17 protein-coding genes are annotated in these 20,841 nt (G+C 62.5%); 5 read left to right on the forward strand and 12 right to left on the reverse strand.

What is annotated here, in order from left to right; genetic code table 11:
- The first annotated feature begins 51 nt into the window (after positions 1 to 51).
- Complete coding sequence (locus HX807_RS31710; protein ID WP_250884778.1) at positions 52 to 249, forward strand: PA3496 family putative envelope integrity protein; 198 nt, start codon at positions 52 to 54, stop codon at positions 247 to 249.
- Here the strand turns inward: HX807_RS31710 and HX807_RS18975 are convergent.
- Positions 179 to 1,153, reverse strand: a complete 975-nt coding sequence (locus HX807_RS18975) for a LysR family transcriptional regulator (RefSeq protein WP_102604039.1) — start codon at positions 1,151 to 1,153, stop codon at positions 179 to 181. The two genes, HX807_RS31710 and HX807_RS18975, sit on opposite strands and share 71 nt — an antisense overlap.
- A 194-nt stretch (positions 1,154 to 1,347) precedes the next feature.
- Here HX807_RS18975 and HX807_RS18980 point away from each other — a divergent pair, with 194 nt between their 5' ends.
- A complete protein-coding gene (locus HX807_RS18980; RefSeq protein WP_003213442.1) occupies positions 1,348 to 2,763 on the forward strand; it encodes an acetyl-CoA carboxylase biotin carboxylase subunit in 1,416 nt (471 codons plus the stop codon).
- An 11-nt stretch (positions 2,764 to 2,774) separates the two neighbouring features.
- Positions 2,775 to 4,583 (forward strand): sodium-extruding oxaloacetate decarboxylase subunit alpha, encoded by a 1,809-nt coding sequence (oadA, locus tag HX807_RS18985; RefSeq protein WP_003213440.1) that lies wholly within the window; start codon positions 2,775 to 2,777, stop codon positions 4,581 to 4,583.
- Between the two features lie 69 nt (positions 4,584 to 4,652).
- On the opposite strand, the gene HX807_RS18990 is transcribed toward oadA, so the two are convergent.
- Together HX807_RS18990 and HX807_RS18995 are read right to left on the reverse strand one after the other, a co-directional pair.
- Positions 4,653 to 5,981, reverse strand: a complete 1,329-nt coding sequence (locus tag HX807_RS18990; protein WP_177050697.1) for an autotransporter domain-containing protein — start codon at positions 5,979 to 5,981, stop codon at positions 4,653 to 4,655.
- Positions 5,982 to 6,092: 111 nt separating this feature from the next.
- On the reverse strand, positions 6,093 to 9,065 hold the full coding sequence (locus HX807_RS18995) for an autotransporter domain-containing protein (protein ID WP_177050704.1): 2,973 nt from the start codon (positions 9,063 to 9,065) through the stop codon (positions 6,093 to 6,095).
- A gap of 87 nt (positions 9,066 to 9,152) precedes the next feature.
- Here HX807_RS18995 and HX807_RS19000 point away from each other — a divergent pair, with 87 nt between their 5' ends.
- Positions 9,153 to 9,428, forward strand: coding sequence for a helix-turn-helix domain-containing protein (locus HX807_RS19000; RefSeq protein ID WP_087694596.1), 276 nt, complete (start codon positions 9,153 to 9,155; stop codon positions 9,426 to 9,428).
- Positions 9,429 to 9,648: 220 nt separating this feature from the next.
- Here HX807_RS19000 and HX807_RS19005 read toward each other — a convergent pair whose 3' ends face one another.
- The 3 genes from HX807_RS19005 to HX807_RS19015 are packed head-to-tail and all read right to left on the reverse strand — an operon-like array spanning position 9,649 to position 11,412.
- Positions 9,649 to 10,320, reverse strand: a complete 672-nt coding sequence (locus HX807_RS19005) for a GNAT family N-acetyltransferase (protein ID WP_177050706.1) — start codon at positions 10,318 to 10,320, stop codon at positions 9,649 to 9,651.
- Between the two features lie 13 nt (positions 10,321 to 10,333).
- Positions 10,334 to 10,780: a GNAT family N-acetyltransferase gene (locus HX807_RS19010; RefSeq protein WP_087694598.1), complete on the reverse strand. Its 447-nt coding sequence runs from the start codon at positions 10,778 to 10,780 to the stop codon at positions 10,334 to 10,336.
- On the reverse strand, positions 10,777 to 11,412 hold the full coding sequence (locus HX807_RS19015; protein WP_134327550.1) for an FMN-binding negative transcriptional regulator: 636 nt from the start codon (positions 11,410 to 11,412) through the stop codon (positions 10,777 to 10,779). Before HX807_RS19015 ends, HX807_RS19010 begins: the two co-directional genes overlap by 4 nt.
- A 90-nt stretch (positions 11,413 to 11,502) precedes the next feature.
- On the opposite strand from HX807_RS19015, the gene HX807_RS19020 reads away from it, so the two are divergent.
- Positions 11,503 to 13,065 (forward strand): PLP-dependent aminotransferase family protein, encoded by a 1,563-nt coding sequence (locus tag HX807_RS19020; protein WP_134327549.1) that lies wholly within the window; start codon positions 11,503 to 11,505, stop codon positions 13,063 to 13,065.
- 21 nt (positions 13,066 to 13,086) lie between these two features.
- On the opposite strand, the gene HX807_RS19025 is transcribed toward HX807_RS19020, so the two are convergent.
- The 6 genes from HX807_RS19025 to aspA form a co-directional block, all read right to left on the reverse strand.
- Positions 13,087 to 14,178, reverse strand: coding sequence for a polyamine ABC transporter substrate-binding protein (locus HX807_RS19025; RefSeq protein ID WP_093203570.1), 1,092 nt, complete (start codon positions 14,176 to 14,178; stop codon positions 13,087 to 13,089).
- The gene (locus HX807_RS19030) at positions 14,175 to 15,209 is read right to left on the reverse strand and encodes a histone deacetylase family protein (protein WP_008439485.1); all 1,035 of its coding nucleotides are present in this window, start codon (positions 15,207 to 15,209) and stop codon (positions 14,175 to 14,177) included. The genes HX807_RS19025 and HX807_RS19030 overlap by 4 nt, the downstream gene beginning before the upstream one ends.
- A 154-nt stretch (positions 15,210 to 15,363) precedes the next feature.
- Positions 15,364 to 16,356, reverse strand: a complete 993-nt coding sequence (locus HX807_RS19035; RefSeq protein WP_177050708.1) for an AraC family transcriptional regulator — start codon at positions 16,354 to 16,356, stop codon at positions 15,364 to 15,366.
- A gap of 50 nt (positions 16,357 to 16,406) precedes the next feature.
- A complete protein-coding gene (locus HX807_RS19040) occupies positions 16,407 to 17,384 on the reverse strand; it encodes an asparaginase (protein WP_008439483.1) in 978 nt (325 codons plus the stop codon).
- A 77-nt stretch (positions 17,385 to 17,461) separates the two neighbouring features.
- Complete coding sequence (locus HX807_RS19045; RefSeq protein ID WP_003213417.1) at positions 17,462 to 18,913, reverse strand: sodium:alanine symporter family protein; 1,452 nt, start codon at positions 18,911 to 18,913, stop codon at positions 17,462 to 17,464.
- Positions 18,914 to 19,305: 392 nt separating this feature from the next.
- Entirely contained in the window at positions 19,306 to 20,730 is a 1,425-nt protein-coding gene (gene aspA, locus HX807_RS19050; RefSeq protein WP_003213415.1) for an aspartate ammonia-lyase, read from the reverse strand.
- Positions 20,731 to 20,841: the final 111 nt, after the last annotated feature.

The following is a 20,841-nucleotide window of genomic DNA, read 5'->3' on the forward strand; positions in this document are numbered from 1 at the left end:
CATTGCCCGAGCCCATCCTGAACTCCCCTTACTCGCATTGGGAGACTCGAAATGGCTCGGCAATACGAAGAAAGCAACAGCACCGTCAAGACTCGCCGCCAGCAGGAAGACCAGCGCCGCATGGCCTTCCGTCGCGCAATTGAAGACCGCTGCGATCAGCGTCAATTGCAACAGAGCATCAGTGACTATCCGGAACTCCACTGGCAGGCACCCGCAGTTGCCCAGCGAAGCGCTCAGCCAGCGCGCTGATCTGCAGCCGCTCGCTGCGGATAAAGCCCAGGAATGCATGGGCCACCGGTGACAGGCGCTTGGCCTTGGCCTGCACCAGGCACCAACTGCGGTACAGCGGCAGTTCTTCCACCGGCAGCTCCCTGAGCCCGCCGGTGGCCAGTTCCAGGTTGACCGCGTGGCGCGTCAGCAGCGCCACGCCCAACCCGGCGGTCACGCACTCGCGCTGCGCCTCGGCCGAAGACACTTCCACCGTCTGGGTGAAGTGCACGCGCTTCTCCTTGAAATACTCTTCGCACGCCATCCGCGTGCCGGACCCCGGCTCGCGCAACAGCAGCGTGTAAGGCTCAAGGTCCTGCAGGCGCAACGGCCCTTGATGGCTCAGCGGATGATCGTGGGGTGCCACCGCGACAATCGGGTTGTTCAGGAACGGCAGGAATTCCAGGCCCATGTCCTGGGGCACCATCGACATGATCACCAGGTCGTCGCGGTTGTCTGAAAGCCGGCGAATCACCTGGGCGCGGTTGACCACCGTCAGGTGCAGGTTGACCTCCGGATGCTGGCGCTTGAAGGCGGCAAACAGGTGCGGCACGAAGTACTTGGCGCTGGATTCCACCGCCAGTTTCAGCTGGCCCTGCAATGAGCCCTGCATGTCGGAGAGTTGCATATCGAGGTTTTCCAGGCGGCCGAAAATGTCCCGGCTGGCCCGTTGCAAGGCTTCAGCAGCTTCAGTCATATAGAGCTTTTTGCCGACGTAATCGAACAATGGCTGGCCCAGCAGCTCTTCCAGCTGCTTGATTTGTAGGCTAACGGCCGGTTGCGTGAGGGACATTTCCTCGGCTGCGCGGCTGTAGGAACGCAAATCACAGACTTCATTGAAAATCTGCAATTGACGCAATGTCATACGCATCAATGACTTACGCATTGTTCAAACACTCACGCCGACCCTTGATGCGACGACTATAAGTCTTTGCTTATACACAACCCAATAATTATTGATTTTTGTTAATCCCTGCATGGGCATAGTGTGTGTCACGCGACTGCCATGAAACATTTGGTCACGCGCCGACCCGCTTCCAGGGTCGAAGTAGGTAGCAATCGGCTCAAGGGAATTTCCAAGTGATAAAAAAGATCCTGATCGCCAACCGTGGTGAGATTGCCGTACGTATCGTGCGTGCCTGCGCCGAGATGGGCATTCGTTCGGTCGCGGTCTATTCCGATGCCGATCGCCATGCCCTGCATGTAAAGCGTGCAGATGAAGCCCACAGCATCGGTGCCGAGCCATTGGCCGGTTACCTGAACCCGCGCAAGCTGGTGAACCTGGCGGTGGAAACCGGTTGCGACGCGCTGCACCCCGGCTACGGCTTCCTCTCGGAAAACGCCGAGCTGGCAGACATTTGCGCCGAACGTGGGATCAAGTTCATCGGCCCGTCCGCAGAAGTGATTCGCCGCATGGGCGACAAGACCGAAGCCCGCCGCAGCATGATCAAGGCCGGCGTACCGGTGACCCCGGGCACCGAAGGCAACGTTGCCGACATCGCTGAAGCCCTCACCGAAGGCGACCGCATTGGTTACCCGGTGATGCTCAAGGCCACCTCCGGTGGTGGCGGTCGCGGTATCCGTCGCTGCAACAGCCGTGAAGAACTCGAACAAGCCTTCCCCCGGGTAATTTCCGAAGCCACCAAGGCCTTCGGTTCGGCGGAAGTGTTCCTGGAAAAATGCATCGTCAATCCCAAGCACATCGAGGCGCAGATCCTCGGTGACAGCTTCGGCAATGTGGTGCACCTGTTCGAGCGCGATTGCTCGATCCAGCGCCGTAACCAGAAGCTGATCGAGATCGCCCCTAGCCCCCAGCTGACCCCTGAACAGCGCGCCTACATCGGCGACCTGTCGGTGCGCGCGGCCAAGGCCGTGGGCTACGAGAACGCCGGCACCGTGGAGTTCCTGCTCGCCGAGGGCGAGGTGTACTTCATGGAGATGAACACCCGGGTGCAGGTGGAACACACCATTACCGAAGAAATCACCGGCATCGACATTGTGCGTGAGCAGATCCGCATTGCGTCGGGCCTGCCGCTGTCGGTCAAGCAGGAAGACATTCAGCACCGGGGTTTTGCGTTGCAGTTCCGCATCAACGCCGAAGACCCGAAGAACAACTTCCTGCCCAGCTTCGGCAAGATCACCCGTTACTACGCACCCGGCGGTCCCGGCGTGCGTACCGACACGGCGATCTACACCGGCTACACCATCCCACCGTTCTACGACTCGATGTGCCTGAAGCTGGTGGTGTGGGCGTTGACCTGGGAAGAAGCCATGGACCGCGGCCTGCGCGCCCTGGACGACATGCGCCTGCAAGGCGTGAAGACCACCGCCGCCTATTACCAGGAAATCCTGCGCAACCCGGAATTCCGCAGCGGCCAGTTCAACACCAGTTTTGTGGAAAGCCACCCTGAGCTGACCAACTACTCGATCAAGCGCAAACCCGAAGAGCTGGCCCTGGCCATCGCCGCCGCCATCGCCGCCCACGCAGGCCTGTGAGGAATATAAGAATGAGCAAGAAGATCTTCGTAACCGACACCATCCTGCGCGACGCCCACCAATCGTTGCTGGCGACCCGCATGCGCACCGACGACATGCTGCCGATCTGCGACAAGCTCGACAAAGTCGGCTACTGGTCCCTGGAAGTCTGGGGCGGCGCGACCTTCGACGCCTGCGTACGCTTCCTGAAAGAAGACCCGTGGGAGCGCCTGCGCAAACTGCGCGCGGCGTTGCCCAACACGCGCCTGCAAATGCTGCTGCGTGGCCAGAATCTGTTGGGCTACCGCCACTACAGCGACGATGTGGTCAAAGCCTTCGTCGCCAAGGCCGCTGTCAACGGTATCGACGTGTTCCGCATCTTCGACGCGATGAACGACGTGCGTAACCTGCGAGTGGCCATCGAAGCGGTAAAAGCCGCCGGCAAACATGCCCAGGGCACCATCGCCTACACCACCAGCCCGGTGCACACCATCGAGGCGTTCGTGGCCCAGGCCAAGCAAATGGAAGCCATGGGTTGCGACTCGGTGGCGATCAAGGACATGGCCGGCCTGCTGACACCATACGCCACCGGCGAGCTGGTCAAGGCGCTGAAGGCCGAGCAGAGCCTGCCGATCTTCATCCACTCCCACGACACTGCGGGCCTGGCTTCGATGTGCCAGCTCAAGGCCATCGAAAACGGTGCCGACCATATCGACACCGCCATTTCCAGCTTCGCCTGGGGCACCAGCCACCCGGGTACCGAGTCGATGGTCGCGGCCCTCAAAGGCAGCGAATTCGACACCGGCCTCAGCCTGGAACTGCTGCAGGAAATCGGTTTGTACTTCTACGCCGTGCGCAAGAAGTACCATCAGTTCGAAAGCGAATTCACCGCCGTCGACACCCGCGTGCAAGTCAACCAGGTACCGGGCGGGATGATTTCCAACCTGGCCAACCAGCTGAAAGAGCAGGGCGCGCTGAACCGCATGAGCGAAGTGCTGGCCGAAATCCCGCGGGTTCGTGAAGACCTTGGCTTCCCGCCGCTGGTCACCCCGACTTCGCAGATCGTCGGTACCCAGGCGTTCTTCAACGTGCTGGCCGGCGAGCGCTACAAGACCATCACCAACGAAGTGAAGCTGTACCTGCAAGGCGGCTACGGCAAGGCGCCGGGCATCGTGAATGAAAAACTGCGGCGCCAGGCCATCGGCAGCGAAGAGGTGATCGACCATCGCCCGGCAGATCTGCTGAAGCCGGAAATGACCAAGTTGCGCGGCGAAATCGGCGCGTTGGCCAAGTCCGAAGAAGACGTACTGACCTACGCGATGTTCCCGGACATCGGGCGCAAATTCCTTGAAGAGCGCGACGCTGGCACCTTGAGCCCTGAAGTGCTGTTGCCGATTCCTGAAGCCGGCGGCGTGGCCCGTGCCGGTGGTGAAGGTGTGCCGACCGAGTTCGTGATCGACGTGCACGGCGAAAGCTATCGCGTGGACATCACCGGGGTGGGCGTCAAGGCCGAAGGCAAGCGCCACTTCTACCTGTCCATCGACGGCATGCCGGAAGAAGTGGTGTTCGAGCCGCTCAACGAGTTTGTCAGCAGTGGCGGCAGCAAGCGCAAGCACGCCACCGCGCCAGGCCATGTCAGCACGGCGATGCCGGGCAACATCGTCGACGTACTGGTCAAGGAAGGCGACGTGGTGAAGGCCGGCCAGGCTGTGTTGATCACTGAAGCGATGAAGATGGAGACCGAAGTACAGGCGTCGATCGCCGGCAAGGTCACCGCCGTACACGTGGCCAAGGGCGACCGGGTCAACCCGGGTGAAATCCTGATTGAAATCGAAGGCTGATCAACAGCCTTCGAAACTACCGCTTAAACCTCGGGGGGGCATGTGCCCCCTTTTTTTTGCCCGCAATAATCAGAACGCCAGGGTCCACTGGCCCAGCAAACCCTGGTTACGGCTGTGGGTGCCGACCTCGGCGGTATAGGCCAGGCCCACGGTGTGCCGGGTCGACAGCGCCAGGTCCACCCCGGTGTGCAGCGCCAGGCTGTCGCGGTCCAGGGAGGTCCCTTCGATGGTGAAGTCACTGTTGAAGCCCGGCCGTTTTACCCACGCGGAGGACTGGCGCACGGTGCTGCTCACGTCACCGTAGAGGTGCTTCCAGCCTGTGCTCAGGTGCGGCTTGAGGGCCATCTGGTTGTCCAGCGTAAAGGCACTGGCCAGGCGCAAGCCGAAGGTGCTGCTGAGGTTTTCCTGGGTCTGGGCGCCGACATTCAGCGCTGTAAAGCCGCCTTTTTCCTTGTAGCGGTCGCGGTGATAGCGCTGGTAGCCGATCCCCGCATAGGGTTCGATGCTGAAACTGCCCTTGTCCAGTTGATAGCCCAGCTCGGCGAAAGCGTTCTGGCTTTGGGCGTTGTATTTGCCTTTGGACTGCTCGCGGCGCTCAACGAAATCAAAGTCTACGGTGCGTTGGGTTTGGCCGGCATGGCTGCTGTAGATCGCCCCCAGGCGCAGTGCAAGGGGGCCGTCCTGACGCACGGCGTAACCGCCGAGGTGCCAGCTGTCCAGTTCGCCTTTGAAGCGTTTGGCGTTCAGGTCGCTGGCGGACTTGGCGCCCATCACACCCACCCGCCAGGCATCGTCCACTGCCCAGTCGCCGCCCAGCATCAGGCCTTGGGTGTGTTGCTGCAGGCCCACGCTACCGTGCTGTCCTTCAAGCTTGCCAGCGTTGCCCAGGGCCTGGAGCCATACGTGGCCATTGCCTTCGGCATCCGTAAGGTTGCGTTCGTCGCCTGTCCGGCGCATGACTGAAAGCAGGCTGCTGTTGAGCTGTTTCATGCTGTCTTGAGTGGCGGCGCCAAGGTTGGCGTTCTGGCTGCCTGCCAGTTGCTCCAGAACTGCACCCACACGGCCCGGTGCCAGCCTGCCAAGTTCCCGGGCGATATTGTCCAGTTCGTACTCTTGCCACTCATTGAGTTCGCCCGACTTGATGAGGGTGTCCACGGCAGAGTCCAGTACGCGGGCAACCTGCTGGCCGTTACGGGTGGTGGCGTGGTCGGTAAAGTTAAAGTCGGGAGTGGGCTTGGGTGGCTTGGGGCGCTGGTGGCCTTGCTGGCCGGCCTCTGGCGCCGGGATGAACCACTCGCTGTCTGGATCGATGTCCCCTCGCGCCTGGACGAATTGAGCGTTGGTGGCACCCAGCGCGAAGGTGATGGCGAGTGCGAGTTGTTTCTGAAGGAGTGGCATGCAGGTCCGACCTCTTGATGTATGAGGTCGGGAAATCTAGCGGGGTAAAGGGCGGATAAATGTCAGGCCATCCACCCTTTGCCTGCCAGAGATGTCTCTAGTGGGCCGCGATTAAAAACTCATCTGCCATTGCCCGATCAGCCCGTGATTGCGGCTGTTACTGCCTATTTCGCCGCTGTAGCCCACGCCGAGGGTATGGCGTGCCGACAGGCCTACATCCAGCCCGGCTTCCAGCAACAGGCTGTCGCGGTCCAGGGCGCTGCCTTCGACGTTGAACGCGGTGCCGCCCATCAGGAAGGCCTGGCGGGTGCTGCTGTCTACGTCGCCGTAGGTGTGCTTCCAGCCGGCGCTGACCCGCGGTGTGAGACTGATGCCGTTGTCCAGCTGGCTCAAGTGCGCCAGGCGCAGGCCGAAGGTGCTGCTGAAATTGTCCTGGGTTTGCCCGTCGACATGCAGGGCGGCGGCGCCGCCTTTTTCGTTGTAGCTGTCGCGGTGGTAGCGCTGGTAGCCGAGGTTGGCGAACGGCTCGGCGCTCAGGCGCCCGCTGCCCATGGCATAACCCAGTTCGGCGAAGGCTTGTTGGCTGTCGGCGTCGTAGTCACCTTTGGGCCGATCGTTGAAACCGTCAAAGGCCACCGTACGTTTACTGTCTCCCTGGTGCCCGCTGTACGCAGCACCCAGGCGCAAGGCCAGCGGTCCGCTCTGGCGCATGGCGTAGACGCCGGCGTGCCAGCTATCGACGCTGCCGTCGACGCCGGTGGTGTCCAGGTCGGTCTTCGAATAACCGCCCAGCACGCCCACGCGCCAGTCCGAATCGAGCGCCCAATCGGCCCCCAGCACGCTGCCTTTGGTGCGCTGGGTCAGGCCATTGCTGCCGTGGTCGCCGTCGAGCTCGCCGTAGCTGCCGATGCCTTGCAGCCACAGGCGGCCCCGGGCATTGGGATCGTTGAGGTTGCGGGCTTCGGCGGGTACGCCGGTGGCGGCCAGTACGGGGGTGTCTTTTTGATCAAGGCCCACCAGCAGTCCGGCACCGCCGCCCAGTTGGTGCATGGCGTTCAACATGCTGTTGCCGACCTGGGCGCTGGCGCCGAGGGTGGCACTGGTCAGGTTGGCGGTGCTGCTGCCCGCCAATTGCTCGATGGCGGCACCGGCGCTGCTGTTGGTGGTGTTGAGCAAGGCGTTGTACAACGCGTTGTTCTTGCCCAGGCTCGCCAGGGCGTTGGCGGCGCGGGTGCCGTTGCCGGTGTTGGCGAACTGATTGAGCGCCACGTCATTGCGGGAATAGGTCAGGCCGACCTGGGTAGGGCTGTAATCCAGTGTGGGGGTGAGGAAGGCATAGTCGCTGGTGACCTTGCCGAACGTGCCATTGATGCTGCCGGCCTGCAGTACCGTGTAGTGGCTCTGCCACGGGTAGGTGCCGGTGCCGGGATTGACCGCCAGGGTCGCGCCATTCAGGTACGCGGTGCCGCCGACCTGGACCGGTGCGCTGCTGCCGTCGGCGTTCACGCCATAGGCCAGGGTCGAGCCGCTGGTCATCGTCAGGTCGCGGGTGATGCTGGCGGTGCCGAGGGCGGTGCTGGTCTGCAAGGTGCCTTTGACCAACAGGCTGCCGACACTGCCGCCACCGGCATAGATACCGCCTTCATCGACGGTCAGGTTGCCAGCGATCCCACCCTGGTTGATCAGCTTGGCGCCGCTGAAAATCTCGCCGCCGTCGCTGAAGTCGCCGCTGCCGGTGAGGGTCCAGGTGCCTTGCTTCACGTCCAGCCATTCGAAGTTGCGGCTGTCGCCGAAACTGCCGCCGGCGGCGTCGTCCATGATCACGCGGTCATATCCGGTGCCGCCATCCACCACGCCGACAAAGCGGCTGCCGCCGAGCAGGGTCAGCGTGTCATCGCCGCCGCCCAAATCCAGGGCCAGGCCGTTGCTGCCGCTTATCACGCCGGCGTTGACCACCGTGTCGGCAAACTCGCCTACGAACTTCACGCCAAAGCCGTTCAGGCCCTGAATGGTGCCATGGTTGATCAGGGTGGTTGCAGCGAGTCCCGGGCCGTCGCTGCCGTCGTCCACTAGCACCGCGTTGTTGGCACCGCTTACCAATGCACCCACGCCGTTGAACACGTAGCCACCGCCGAGGGCGATGCCTTCGCTGCCGTTGGCAAAGCCGTTCTTGTCGACACCGCCGGCGCCGACGCCCTGGATGATGCCGTAGTTTTCAATGTGGGCGATCTTGTCGATGTCCACGCCGTCACCGTCGCCGTCCGGCTGCAGTCCGGAAAATGCGCCGGTAATAGTGCCATGGTTGATCACCGTGCCATCGCCGTCGGAACCAAAACCCGAGCCGTTGCGGCCGATTACCGTGCCGTAGTTGGTCAGCGTGGCGCCCAGGTCGGTGGTGATGCCGTGGCGGCCGCCGGAGATGAGGCCGTAGTTGGTGACGGTCACGCCAGTAGCGGAGTCGATGTCGACGCCGTCGAATTTGTCATCGCGCGAGTGGGTGTCGCCGGTGGAAATCTCGCCGTAGTTGGTGATCGTAGCGTTGCCGCCGGTCTTCATGCCGTCGCTGGCGTCACCGCGAATCAGCCCGCCCTGGCGGTTGATGATAGTGGTGGTGACGTTGGAGCTGCGGATCGCATCCAGGTCCAGCCCTTGGCCGGTGGCGGAGCGAATGGTGCCGCTGTTGTCGATCAACAGGCTGCCGCTGGCGAAATTGCTGTCGATGCGCAGCGCGTCGTTGGCGCCCTGGATCACGCCGCCGGCGCGGTTGTAGATGCTGTAGTTGCGCGTACCGGTGAGGCTGCCGCTGCTGTCGATGGCCCGGCCACCCGTGGAGGTAATGCTGCCGGAGTTGTCGATCACCACGCCATTACCGGTGGTGCCGTCCTTCAAGGTCACCGCGACTTTGGAGGTGGTGATACTGCCCGGTGCCGAAATCGTCAACGAGTCGCTACCGCCCAGGGTTTGCCCGGTGGTGGTGGGCGTGTCGATCTGCAGCGTCTTGGTTGGCGTGGGCGCCGCATCGACAAAACCGCTGCTGACCAGCAGGCCGAGAGTGAGCGCAAGGCGCTGGGGCGAAGGGGGCATGGCGGGCGACCTTGTTTTTGGAAAAGAGTCGACCTGTATAGCGGAGGTTTTTTACAGAATGATGGCGAGGAGGTGACGGGGATTGAAATGAGCCTGACGGTTGAAGAACGAACCCGGTTGATCGAAAGCATTCAGGATGCATTGGCCGAGGGAACGCTGGAAATAGCCGAGGCGGTACGCCGGCTGCGAACGGAAGTCACTGGGCTGCATCAGAGCCAGTTTGCCAAGATGTGCAAAATCTCCGTACGCACGCTGGTACATATCGAACATGGCGAGGGCAATCAGACGCTGAAGTCGTTGAACGCAGTGTTCAGGCCGTTTGGGTTGAAGATGGGAGTGGTGAAGGTTCGCAGAAGCTTGTAGGAAAAGGCGATGGCGTGGTGTTTGATCGTGAGCAAGTATTTCAAGGTATAGATGCTCGCCTATTCGCCTCGGCTGAGCACAAGGCCCGGATACGCTGAAGATACAATGTGGGAGCCGGGCTTGCCCGCGATGACGGTGGGTCAGTTGATACATTTGTGACTGATACACCGCTTTCGCGAGCAAGCCCGCTCCCACATTTGTCAGGGGGTGGCAGGGTGGCTTAGGTACGGCACTCCACCAGCGTTTTCAACTGTCCCGAACCGGTCTGGTTTGCATCCGACAGCCACGCTTCAAACCCGGCCCCAATCGCCGGCCATTCCCCATCCAGGATCGAATACCACGCCGTATCCCGGTTCTTTCCCTTCACCACCGTGTGCTGGCGAAACACCCCTTCAAAACTGAAACCCAAACGCTCGGCGGCGTTTTTGGAGCGGGCGTTGGCGTTGTTGCACTTCCACTCCAGGCGACGATTGCCCAGCTCGAACGAGTGCCTGGCCAGCAGGTACACCGCCTCGGTGCTTTTCGGTGAACGTTGCATCGGGGCGCCGAAGGTTACGTGGCCGATTTCAATGCGGCCTTGCTCGGGCACGATGGACATCAGGCTGAGGATGCCTTGCACCTCGTCGCTGGCCTTGTCGATCACACTGAAGAAGTACGGGTCGCTGTGGGACGCGTGGTTGTTCAGCCAGGCATCGAAGGCGGCGCGCTCGGGGAATGGGCCGTAAGGCAAATAGTCCCACAGCTTCGGATCCGCGCCGGGGCCTTGCAGGGCGTTGAACAGGTCATCGCCGTGGCGGGCCGGGTCGAGTTTTTCCAGGCGCACGAAGCGCCCGTCGATAAGGGTGACGGTGGGCGCCGGGACACCTTTCCAGTCGGCCAATGATGTCGTCATGCTGTGCTTCTCCTTAAAGACCTTTGCGAAACTGGATAAAACCGGGGCGTTCGGCGATGCGTTCGTACAGCTGGATGGCGGTGGCGTTGGTCTCGTGGGTCAGCCAGTGGACCTTGCAGCAACCGTCGGCCTTGGCGGTGGCGTAGACGAATTCGATCAGCTTGCGGCCGACGCCGGTGCCGCGCTGGGCCGGATCTACCAGCAAATCCTGCAGGTAGCAGGAGTTCTCGATGCTCCAGTTGGAACGGTGGTAGATGAAATTGACCATGCCTATGGCCTTGCCGTCCTGCCAAGCCAGGGCCGAGTGGGTCGGCTCATTGGCGTCGATCAAGCGTTGCCAGGTGTTCTGGCTGACGGCGTCGGGCAGCTCGGTGTTGTAGAAGCGCAGGTAGGCTTGCCACAGGGGCAACCAAGCGGCGTGGTCGGCGGCGCTGACCTGGCGGATTTCGATCTGGCTCATGATGGCTCCTTGGGAATAAAGCGGGCGAGGGTCTGGTCGCGTACGTCGGTGCTGGCAGCCAGGCCGTCGCGAACACCGGCGATGTCCGCCGGGCTGCGGTTCTGGCTGAGTTTGCGTTTGCCTTCCAGGCGTTGGATCGGCAGGGCAAAGCCGACGATGGCCTTGAGCATGCCGTCGATGTAGTCGGCCGGGGCGTCGCTGACTTTCCAGGGTTGGGCGCGATTGCCTTCATGGCGGTCGGTGAGGGCGCTGACCAGTTCGAGCAGGCGCTCGGCGTCGGTGAACACTTCGCCGGTGCCGTAGGCGTGTACCGCGATGTAATTCCAGGTCGGCACCACTTTGCCGTGTTCGGCCTTGGCCGGGTAGAACGCCGGGCTGACGTAGGCCTCGGCCCCGGCAAAAATCACCAGGGCCTCGCCGCCATTTTGCAGGTCCTGCCATTGGCGATTGGCCTTGGCCATGTGCCCGTAAAGGGTGCCGTTGGGCCCTTCATCCGGGTTGAGCAGCAGCGGCAAATGGCTGGCTTGCAGGCCTTGTTCGCCCAAGGTCACCAGTTGCGCCAGGCGCGTGTGCTGGATCAGTTGCTGGATTTCGGGCAAGTCATCGAGGGCAAAGGCGCGTGGTGTGTACATGAAGATTTTCCTTGGCGAATGCCTGCATCCTAGGCAGGCTATTGGTTCGTTGTAAGAGCCATCTACAGTCAATTTTATAGGTCCAATTCCATGCCTGCGTTAGAACCACCGCTCTCGTTCAACCCGGCGGGTATCGAGTTGGACCGACGCCAGGGACTCACCCGCCAGCTTTATCAGGCGCTGCGCCAGCGAGTACTGGATGGCCGGTTGGTCAGTGGCACCCGGCTCCCCGCCAGCCGTGACCTGGCGGCGGCACTATCGATTTCGCGCAACAGTGTGGTTCGCGCCTACGACCAACTGTATGCCGAAGGATTTATCGAAGGCCGCGTGGGTGATGGCACCTATGTGGCGCAATTGCCGCAGACGTCGACGCCCGCAAAAAAACTATCCACAAAAGTGTCCACAGGGTTATCAACAGGCTTATCCCCAGGTTTATCCACAAAGCGCCCGGATTTACCTGTGTTTTCGTCCAGTCAAGTTATCCACAGCGGTGCGCTGGCGCGGGTGGAAAACAATCATTTGGCGCTTCCGCCCAGCGGTCCGCCGAGGGCCTTCCGGGTGGGCGTACCGGCTTTCGATCTGTTCCCGTTTGACGTGTGGGCCAAGCTGAATGCGGCTTTCTGGCGCAAGCCGGACTTGCAGCAGTTGTGTTACGGCGACCCGGCGGGCGACGCGCGCCTGCGTGGATTGATTGCGGCCTATCTACGCAGTTCTCGCGGCATGCAGTGCACGGCTGAGCAAATAGTGATCACCAGTGGCGCGCAGCAGGCAATCAGCCTTTGTGCACAGCTGCTTGTGGAGCCCGGCGATGAGGTTGCCATCGAGAATCCGGGGTATCGGGCAGCAGGCCATGCGTTCGCGGTGGCGGGCGGCCAATTGCATGGCGTGACGGTGGACAGCGAGGGCATCGACTGCGCAGCCTTGAACCGCCTCGGCGGTTGCCGCCTGGCCTACGTCACCCCGTCCCATCAATACCCCACCGGCGTGGTGATGAGCCTGGCCCGGCGCCTGGAACTGCTGGCCTGGGCCGAGCGTACGGGCGGCTGGATCGTCGAGGATGACTACGACGGTGAGTACCGCTACAGCGGCGCGCCCCTGGCGCCACTGGCGGCCCTCGATCGCACGGGGCGGGTGCTGTATGTCGGGACTTTCGGCAAGGTGGCCTTTCCGGCGCTGCGCCTGGGCTACCTGGTGTTGCCGGCCGGCCTGGTCCAGGCCTTTGCCCGGCGCCGCGCGGTGGATGTGCGCCACTCGGAAGTCAGCACCCAGGCGGTGATGGCGGAGTTCATGGCGACCGGGCATTTCCAGCGTCATGTACGCCGCATGCGCCGCGCCGCGCAGAGCCGGCTCAATGCGCTATTGGCCGAATGGCCCGCCGGCGTTGAAGGTGTTGGCCGCCTGCCGTCGGTGGCGGCCGGGCTGCACCTGACCGTTCGGGTCGACAGCCTGGCGCGGGAACAGGCGCTGATCCAACAGGCGGCGGCAGTGGGTGTGGAGGTCAATGGCTTGAGCAGCTATTGGTTGCCGGAGTCACTCACGCCGCAGGATCAGCGTGCCGGATTGGTGTTGGGGTTTGCTGCCGTGCCCGAGGCACAGATCAGCCAGGCGTTGAAGCGCTTGGGCCAGGTTTGGCGCGCGCCGGTTGCGCACTGAGGCGCAACCGGCGGCAACCGATCAGGTGCCGGACTTGATCTTGGTCCAGGCGCGGGTCCTGGCTCGTTCGGCGTCACGTCCCAGGGGCTTGAGGGTATACAGCGTGGCCATGGCCGCCTCGGTCGGGTACAGGTTGGGATTGTTGCGAATCGCCGGATCCACCAACCCGGTGGCGTCCTTGTTGGGGTTGGGGTAACCGACAAAATCGCTGATCGGCGCGATCACGCCCGGTTGCAGCAGGTAGTTGATAAAGGCGTAGGCGTCTTCCGGGTCCTTGGCGCCTTTGGGGATGGCAAGCATGTCGAACCAGATCGGCGCGCCTTCTTTGGGTAGCCGCATGTCCACGGTCACACCGTTCTTGGCTTCCTTGGCGCGGTTGGCGGCCTGGGAGAAGCTGCCGGAATAGCCGACCGCCACGCAGATGTCGCCGTTGGCAATGTCAGCCATGTACTTGGACGAATGGAAATAGGTGATGTACGGGCGGATCTTCATCAGCAGTGCTTCGGCTTTGACATAGTCCGCCGGGTTGCTGCTGTTGGGGTCCAGGCCCAGGTGTTGCAATGCCAAGGGCAGGATTTCCGACGGCGAATCCAGCAGCGCCACGCCGCATTGCTTGAGCTTGCTGATGTTCTCGACGTTGAAGATCAGGTCCCAGCTGTCCACGGGGGCGTTCGCCCCCAGCGCGGCCTTGACCTTGTCCGGGTTGAAGCCGATCAGGATGGTGCCGTACATGTAGGGCACGGCGAATTTATTGCCGGGGTCGTTGGCCTCGATCAGCTTCATCAACTTGGGATCGAGGTGGTTCCAGTTGGGCAGTTTGCTGCGGTCCAGCGGCTGGAACACCGAGGCTTCGATCTGCTTGGCCAGGAACACGTTGGAGGGCACGACCACGTCATAGCCGGAGTTGCCGGTCAGCAGCTTGGCCTCCAGGGCTTCGTTGGTGTCGAAGATGTCGTAGACCAGCTTGACGCTGGGGTTCTGCGCCTTGAAATCCTCCAGGGCCTTGGGCGTGATGTAGTCGAACCAGTTGTAGACCCGCAGGGTTCTTTCTTCGGCGTGCGCGGCCCCGCTCAGCACGGCGGCGCAGAGGACGAGATGCTTGAGCATGTTCATTGGGCGAATCCCTCAAAACCTTCGAGAACGTTGACGGCATTGATGCCGATTTCTTCCACGGCGTAGCCGCCTTCCATCACAAACAGCGTCGGTTTGCCGAGGCGGGCGATTCGCGCACCCATCGCCAGGTAGTCGGGGCTGTCGAGCTTGAACTGGGAGATCGGGTCGTCCTTGAAGGTGTCGACGCCCAGCGAGACCACGATGATGTCGGCGCCGTAGCGCTCGATATCCCCGCAGGCCTGCTCCAGGGCGGCGCTCCAGCGGTCCCAGCCAGAACCTGCGGGCAACGGATAGTTGAAGTTGAAACCCTCACCGGCGCCTTCGCCCAACTCGTCGGCGTAGCCCAGGAAGAACGGAAATTCCGCCTCCGGATGGCCGTGGATCGAGGTGAACAGCACATCGTCGCGCTCGTAGAAAATCGACTGGGTACCGTTGCCGTGGTGGTAGTCCACGTCGAGGATGGCCACCTTTGTGTGGCCCTGGTCGAGAAACGCCTGGGCTGCGATCGCCGCGTTGTTGAGGTAGCAATATCCGCCCATCAAGTCGCTGGCGGCGTGGTGCCCGGGCGGACGGCACAGGGCGAAGGCACTGCGGGCGCCTTGCTGGATCGCCTGTTGCGCGGTGAGAGCGACTTGCGCCGCGCTGTAGGCCGCTTGCCAGGTGCCGGCGGTGATCGGCGCGCCGCCGTCGAAACTGTAATAGCCGAGCTGGCCGTGCAGGCTGGTGGGGATGACCCGGCGCAAGGTGCGTGCGGGCCAGGTGTAGGGCAGCAAGTCTCCGTCCTGGCCAAATGCCGTCCAGCGTTGCCAGGCGCCTTTGAAGAAGTCCAGGTACGCGGGGCTGTGAATACGTTGCAGCGGCGCCAGGCCAAAATCCTCAGGCGCTTGCACCGGGCCCAGTTCGCGGTCCTTGACCCGTTGCAACACATGGTCGGCGCGCGAGGGCATTTCAAAACAGGGCATCAGTTGCCCGTCCATCAACTCGCACCGGCCATGGTGCAGGTGGTGATCGTCCGAGTAGATCGTCAGCATATTGTTGTTCTCCGCAGGCTGAATCGGTGAGTCCAGTCTTGCGGCGGGTGGGATTAATGAGAATGGCAGGAGCGGCCAAAAGGGGATAAATATGGCCAAAGTGTGTGACCGCAATTCGCCCCGAAATGGCGCGGCCGTGCCCCAGCAAGTGGCTTCAGGGGCGGAACTGGCTGGGTGCGACGCCGCTCCAGCGGACAAAGGCGTGACGGAAACTCGCGGTTTCGCTGAAGCCCAGCGCCTCGGCAATTCGGTAAATGGGCAGCTCATCCTCGCCCAGCAATCGCTTGGCCCGCTCGAAGCGTAGCTCGTCCAGCAACTCCTGATAGCTGCAGCCCAAGTCATGCAGGTGCCGGCGTAGCGTGCGCGGGGAGCAGTTCATCTGCTCGGCCAGGCCGTCGAAGCCCGGCGCGGCGCTGAGTTGGCTGGCGAGCAGGTGGCGAATCTTGCCCAGCCAGGCCTGGCGCCCGGTGAACTCGGTGTTTTGCTTGCGGCAGCGCTCGGCCATGGCCTGGTGGGTGACGGCGTCGGCTAATGGCAGGGGCTGGTCCAGCCAGCTTCGGTCGAAGGCAAACGCGTTGGCGATGGCGCCGAATTGCAGCGGGCAGGCAAAGATTTCGGCGTACCGTGCGCGGTAATCCGGGGCGTCGTGTTCAAAGCGCGCCCCCAGCAGCGGCAGGGCATGCCCCAGCAGGTCGTCGCAGATCACCTTCAACGAGGCCAGGCAGAGTTCGACGTTGAACATTTCCAGCGCCGGATTTTCCCGGTAATCCGCGGCGCTGAACCAGATGCGCGTGCCGTCTTCCTCAAGGTCCAGCTCGAAAAGTGTTCCCAGCAGCGCCGGATACCGCAGCGCCAGGCGCAAAGCGTCACCGAAGGTGGCACTGGTGAGCAGTGCGTAACCGAGCATGCCATAGGAAGAAACGTGCATTTGCCGGCCCAGCTCCAGGCCGATATCCCGGCGCAGGGCCACGGCGTTGGCGCACACGCGCATCTCCTGGTTGGTGGTGATGCGGGTGTCGGCGCGGCTCAAGTCCGCCGCGCAAATACCGCTGCCGGCCAGCAAGGCCTCGGCGGGTTGGCCTTCGGCCTTGAAGGTATTGAGCACCAACGAGACGGCATTGAGGGTGGTGAGGTGGGAGTGCAACATGGGTGCTTCCAGCCAGGGGATGGCTGGAAGAGGAGCAAGTTATATGCCGGTCAGCTCAGTTCGCCGCACAGGTCGAGTTCGACCAGGCGGCGGACTTCGGCGGTGTCCAGCCCGGCGCCGATCAACGCATTGAGCTTGCCGAACGCGGCTTCACGGGTCATCCCGCCACCTGACAACACCCCGACGCCCCGCAAGCGGCTGCCGGCCTCGTACACGTCCAGCTCCACACCGCCTTCATGGCATTGGGTGATTGCCACCACGACCACGCCGTTATCCTGCGCGCGCTGCAGGCTGGCGAGGAACTGCGGGTTGTCGCTCGGCCCGGTGCCGCTGCCGAAGCATTCCAGCACCAGCGCCTGGATGCCGCTGTCGATCAACGCGTCCAATTGCGCGGCGGCGATGCCCGGCACCAGTGGCAGCACACCCACATTGGCCAGCGCCTTGGCCTGGCGGTAATGCAGCGCCGCCGGAACCAACTCGGCTTGGGCGACGCCGCCGTTACGCTGCAACGCGGCAAACGGGTGGCGACCAAAACTGCGGATTTTCGCGCAACGGGTCGGGGCCATCAGTGCACCGTGGAAGTACAGTTGCACGCCCGGCGCCAGGCCAGCGCCCAGGGCTGCCAGCGCACCGCTGACGTTTTCCCAGGCATCGCTGTCGGGTACACCGGCCGGCAGCATCGAGCCGGTAAACAGCACCGGCGCGGGCAGGCCCAGCAGTTGGAAACTCATGGCCGCAGCGCTATAGGCCAGGGTGTCGGTGCCGTGCAGCACCAGTACGGCGTCGCAACCCTCGTCCACCGCCTCGATCACGGCGACGCGCAGGCGCTGCCAATAGGCGGGGGTCATGTTCGCACTGTCGATCAGCGGGGACATTTCCCGAAAGCGCCAGGCTGGCATATTCAGTTGGGCGAGGGCTTCGCTCATGCGCGCTTCAAACCCCGAAGCGGGGGCCAGGCCGTTGGCGCTGGCCTGCATGCCGATGGTGCCGCCGGTGTAGAGCACCATGACGTTGTTGGCTGGTTGCATTGAAGAATCTCCTGAACGAAAAACGCCGCCGGGCCCAGAGCATGCCCAAGGCCGGGCGGCGTGTCATCTATCTAGGTTTAGCGTTGCGCTTGAGCGTTCAGTTCTGCGGTCGCTTGAGCGGCTGGCTCAGGCTTCACCGGATTTGCCGGCCAGGCCTTGCGGTCCAGGTCCAGGTCCGGGAACTTGCTGGAATCAAACACCGGGGTCTTGATGCCCGCAGCACGCTGGCCGTCGTAGTCATTCAGGATGCGCATGGCGATCTTGAACAGGAACGCCAGGGCGAACAGGTTGACGAACGCCAGCATGGTCATGGTGATGTCGGCGAAGGCAAACACGGTGCTCAGGTTCTCGATGGAACCCCAGAAAATCAGCACCAGCACCAGCGCACGGTAGCCCATCAGCACCTTGCGGTTGTCGCCCACGATGAAGCGCAGGTTGCTCTCGCCGAGGTAGTAGTTGTACATGATCGAGGTGAACACGAACAACGCCAGGGCCACCGAGATGAACATCCGGCCCCAGTCACCCACCACCGCCGCCAGGGAGTTCTGGGTCAGGGCAATGCCGTCGCCTTCAAAGCCCGGGGTGTAGAAGCCCGAGAGCAGGATCAGCAGCGCGGTGCAGGTGCAGATGACGAAGGTGTCGAGGAACACGCTGAACGCCTGAACCACGCCTTGGGCGATCGGGTGTTCAACCGAGGCGACTGCCGCCACGTTAGGCGCACTGCCCAGGCCGGCTTCGTTGGCGAACACGCCGCGTTTCACACCCATGATGATCGCGCTGCCCACCAGGCCACCGAAGGCCTGGTCGAGGCCGAAAGCGCTCTTGACGATGGTCGCGAGCATGGCCGGCACGTGGTCGAATTGCAGCACGATCACGTACAGGGTTACCGCGATGTAGACCAGGGTCTTGACCGGCACCAGCAGGTCGGCGATCGAGGCGATACGCTTGATCCCGCCGATGAACACCAGGCCCAGCAGCACCGCCAGGGCGAGGCCGGTGTAGGTGGTGTCGAGGCCAAATGCATTGTTCAGCGAGTGGGTGACGGCGTGGGCCTGCAGGCCATTGAAGGCGAAGCCGAAAGTCACCAGCAGCAGGAACGCCATCACCATGCCCAACCAGCGTTTGTGCAGGCCGTGCTGGATGTAATACGCCGGGCCACCACGGTAGGTGCCTTCAGCGTCGGTGCGTTTGTACAGTTGGCCGAGGGAGCACTCGATAAAGCTCGAAGACATGCCCACCAGTGCGGTGACCCACATCCAGAATACGGCGCCCGGGCCACCCAGGGTCACGGCAATGCCGACGCCTGCGATGTTGCCGGCACCCACGCGCCCGGCGAGGCTGAGCATCAGCGCCTGGAACGAACTGAGCTGGCCGGCGCTGCTTTTCAGGCTGTCGCGAAACACCGAAAACATGTGGAAAAAGTGACGCAACTGAACGAAACGCGAGCGGATCGTGAAGTAACCACCGAGCCCGACAATGAGCACGATCAATACTTTCCCTGAGAGGAAGTCGTTGATGACTTCTAGCATGGAGTGTTCCTCGCTGATTTTTCTAATGGCAAACGCAGGACGGTCCGACGCATCGCTCGGCACCAGGCAGTGCACGACGCTTCGACCCCAATCCTTTTGCGGGTGTTGTTATTCATGCGGTTTCGCGCTTCCCAGGGTCTCGTTACCGACGACCGCTGACGCGAAGAGGGGCGGCACTATACCTAGGAGTGGGTGATCCGTCTGCACGAGGCGATTAAAGGTTTCAGCCAAGGCGTTACGGGCAAGGCGGGTTTGTTGGGCGATCTTGGAGTTTTTATTGGCGTCATTTCACAACCTTGAGGCAAAAAAAAGGGCCTGAAGAACGAGCCTTCAGGCCCTCAAAAGGTGAGAGGTGTCTAGTCCCTCAACCTGGTGAGCGGTGCAACAAACGCTTAGGCCTTCAGAGGCACCAAGCGTGGGGCAATCATGTTTTCGGGGCGCAGGATGTCGTCGAGCATGGCGTCGTCGAGCAAGCCTTCTTCGCGCACCAGTTCCAGCACGCCGCGGCCGCTTTCAAGGGCGATACGGGCGATGCGGGTGGCGTTTTCATAGCCGATGTACGGGTTCAGCGCGGTGACCAGGCCGATGGAGTGTTCCACCAGCTCGCGGCAGCGGGCTTCGTTGGCAGTGATGCCGACGATGCAGTGCTCGCGCAGCATGTCCATGGCGCGTTGCAGCAGGCGGATCGAGTCGAAGATCTTGTAGGCGATCAGCGGCTCCATCACGTTCAGTTGCAGCTGGCCGCCTTCGGCCGCGATGGTCAGCGCCAAATCGTTACCGATGATTTGGAACGCCACCTGGTTCACGGCTTCCGGGATCACCGGGTTGACCTTGCCGGGCATGATCGAGCTGCCTGGCTGACGCGCCGGCAGGTTGATTTCGTTGATGCCGGTGCGCGGGCCGCTGGACAGCAGGCGCAGGTCGTTGCAGATCTTCGACAGCTTCACCGCGGTACGCTTGAGCATGCCGGAGAACAGCACGAAAGCGCCCATGTCGGAGGTGGCTTCGATCAGGTCGGCAGCCGGTACCAGCGGCTGGCCGCTGATGGTCGCCAGGCGCTGGACGGCCAGGGCCTGGTAACGCGGGTCGGCGTTGATGCCGGTACCGATGGCGGTGCCGCCCAGGTTCACTTCGGTCAGCAGCTCAGGCGCCAGGGTCTTCAGGCGGGCCAGGTCTTCACCGAGGGTGGTGGCGAAGGCACGGAATTCCTGGCCGAGGGTCATCGGCACGGCGTCTTGCAGCTGGGTACGGCCCATTTTCAGGACGTGGCTGAATTCTTCACCCTTGGCAGCGAACGCCTGGATCAGGCTGTCGAGGCTGGCCAACAGCGCGTCGTGGCCCAGCAGCAGACCCAGGCGGATCGCGGTCGGGTACGCGTCGTTGGTCGACTGCGCCATGTTCACGTCGTTGTTGGGGTGCAGGTATTGGTATTCGCCCTTGCTGTGGCCCATGGCCTCCAGCGCGATGTTGGCGATGACTTCGTTGGCATTCATGTTGGTTGAAGTGCCAGCGCCGCCTTGAATCATGTCCACCACGAACTCTTCGTGGAAATCGCCGCGGATCAGACGGGCACAGGCTTCGCTGATGGCAGCGTGCTTGGCTTCGCTGAGTTGGCCCAGCTCGCGGTTGGCGTCAGCAGCTGCCTGCTTGACCATTGCCAGGCCGACCACCAATTTCGGGTAATGCGAAATCGGAACGCCCGAGAGACGGAAGTTGTTCACCGCTCGCAGGGTCTGGATGCCGTAATACGCTTGAGCGGGTACTTCGAGTACGCCAAGCAGGTCTTTTTCTGTGCGGAAAGATGCAGCGGAGGACATGACGGAAATCATCTCGATATGGACCCGGGCTAGGCCGGAAAGCTGTGAATGCTAGGCTTGCAGGAGATTTTGGGCCAATGCTGTTAAACACTGGCCTATGCATAAACGGCA

It is taken from the genome of Pseudomonas sp. D8002 (assembly GCF_013385695.1).
Taxonomy (GTDB): Bacteria; Pseudomonadota; Gammaproteobacteria; order Pseudomonadales; family Pseudomonadaceae; genus Aquipseudomonas.

Excerpts from the sequence above, each read along its gene's own strand:
- HX807_RS31710 (WP_250884778.1), top strand. The coding sequence starts at position 52 with ATGGCTCGGCAATACGAAGAAAGCAACAGCACCGTCAAGACTCGCCGC.
- HX807_RS18975 (WP_102604039.1), bottom strand. The coding sequence starts at position 1,153 with ATGCGTAAGTCATTGATGCGTATGACATTGCGTCAATTGCAGATTTTC.
- oadA (WP_003213440.1), top strand. The coding sequence starts at position 2,775 with ATGAGCAAGAAGATCTTCGTAACCGACACCATCCTGCGCGACGCCCAC.
- HX807_RS18990 (WP_177050697.1), bottom strand. The coding sequence starts at position 5,981 with ATGCCACTCCTTCAGAAACAACTCGCACTCGCCATCACCTTCGCGCTG.
- HX807_RS18995 (WP_177050704.1), bottom strand. The coding sequence starts at position 9,065 with ATGCCCCCTTCGCCCCAGCGCCTTGCGCTCACTCTCGGCCTGCTGGTC.
- HX807_RS19000 (WP_087694596.1), top strand. The coding sequence starts at position 9,153 with ATGAGCCTGACGGTTGAAGAACGAACCCGGTTGATCGAAAGCATTCAG.
- HX807_RS19005 (WP_177050706.1), bottom strand. The coding sequence starts at position 10,320 with ATGACGACATCATTGGCCGACTGGAAAGGTGTCCCGGCGCCCACCGTC.
- HX807_RS19010 (WP_087694598.1), bottom strand. The coding sequence starts at position 10,780 with ATGAGCCAGATCGAAATCCGCCAGGTCAGCGCCGCCGACCACGCCGCT.
- HX807_RS19015 (WP_134327550.1), bottom strand. The coding sequence starts at position 11,412 with ATGTACACACCACGCGCCTTTGCCCTCGATGACTTGCCCGAAATCCAG.
- HX807_RS19020 (WP_134327549.1), top strand. The coding sequence starts at position 11,503 with ATGCCTGCGTTAGAACCACCGCTCTCGTTCAACCCGGCGGGTATCGAG.
- HX807_RS19025 (WP_093203570.1), bottom strand. The coding sequence starts at position 14,178 with ATGAACATGCTCAAGCATCTCGTCCTCTGCGCCGCCGTGCTGAGCGGG.
- HX807_RS19030 (WP_008439485.1), bottom strand. The coding sequence starts at position 15,209 with ATGCTGACGATCTACTCGGACGATCACCACCTGCACCATGGCCGGTGC.
- HX807_RS19035 (WP_177050708.1), bottom strand. The coding sequence starts at position 16,356 with ATGTTGCACTCCCACCTCACCACCCTCAATGCCGTCTCGTTGGTGCTC.
- HX807_RS19040 (WP_008439483.1), bottom strand. The coding sequence starts at position 17,384 with ATGCAACCAGCCAACAACGTCATGGTGCTCTACACCGGCGGCACCATC.
- HX807_RS19045 (WP_003213417.1), bottom strand. The coding sequence starts at position 18,913 with ATGCTAGAAGTCATCAACGACTTCCTCTCAGGGAAAGTATTGATCGTG.
- aspA (WP_003213415.1), bottom strand. The coding sequence starts at position 20,730 with ATGTCCTCCGCTGCATCTTTCCGCACAGAAAAAGACCTGCTTGGCGTA.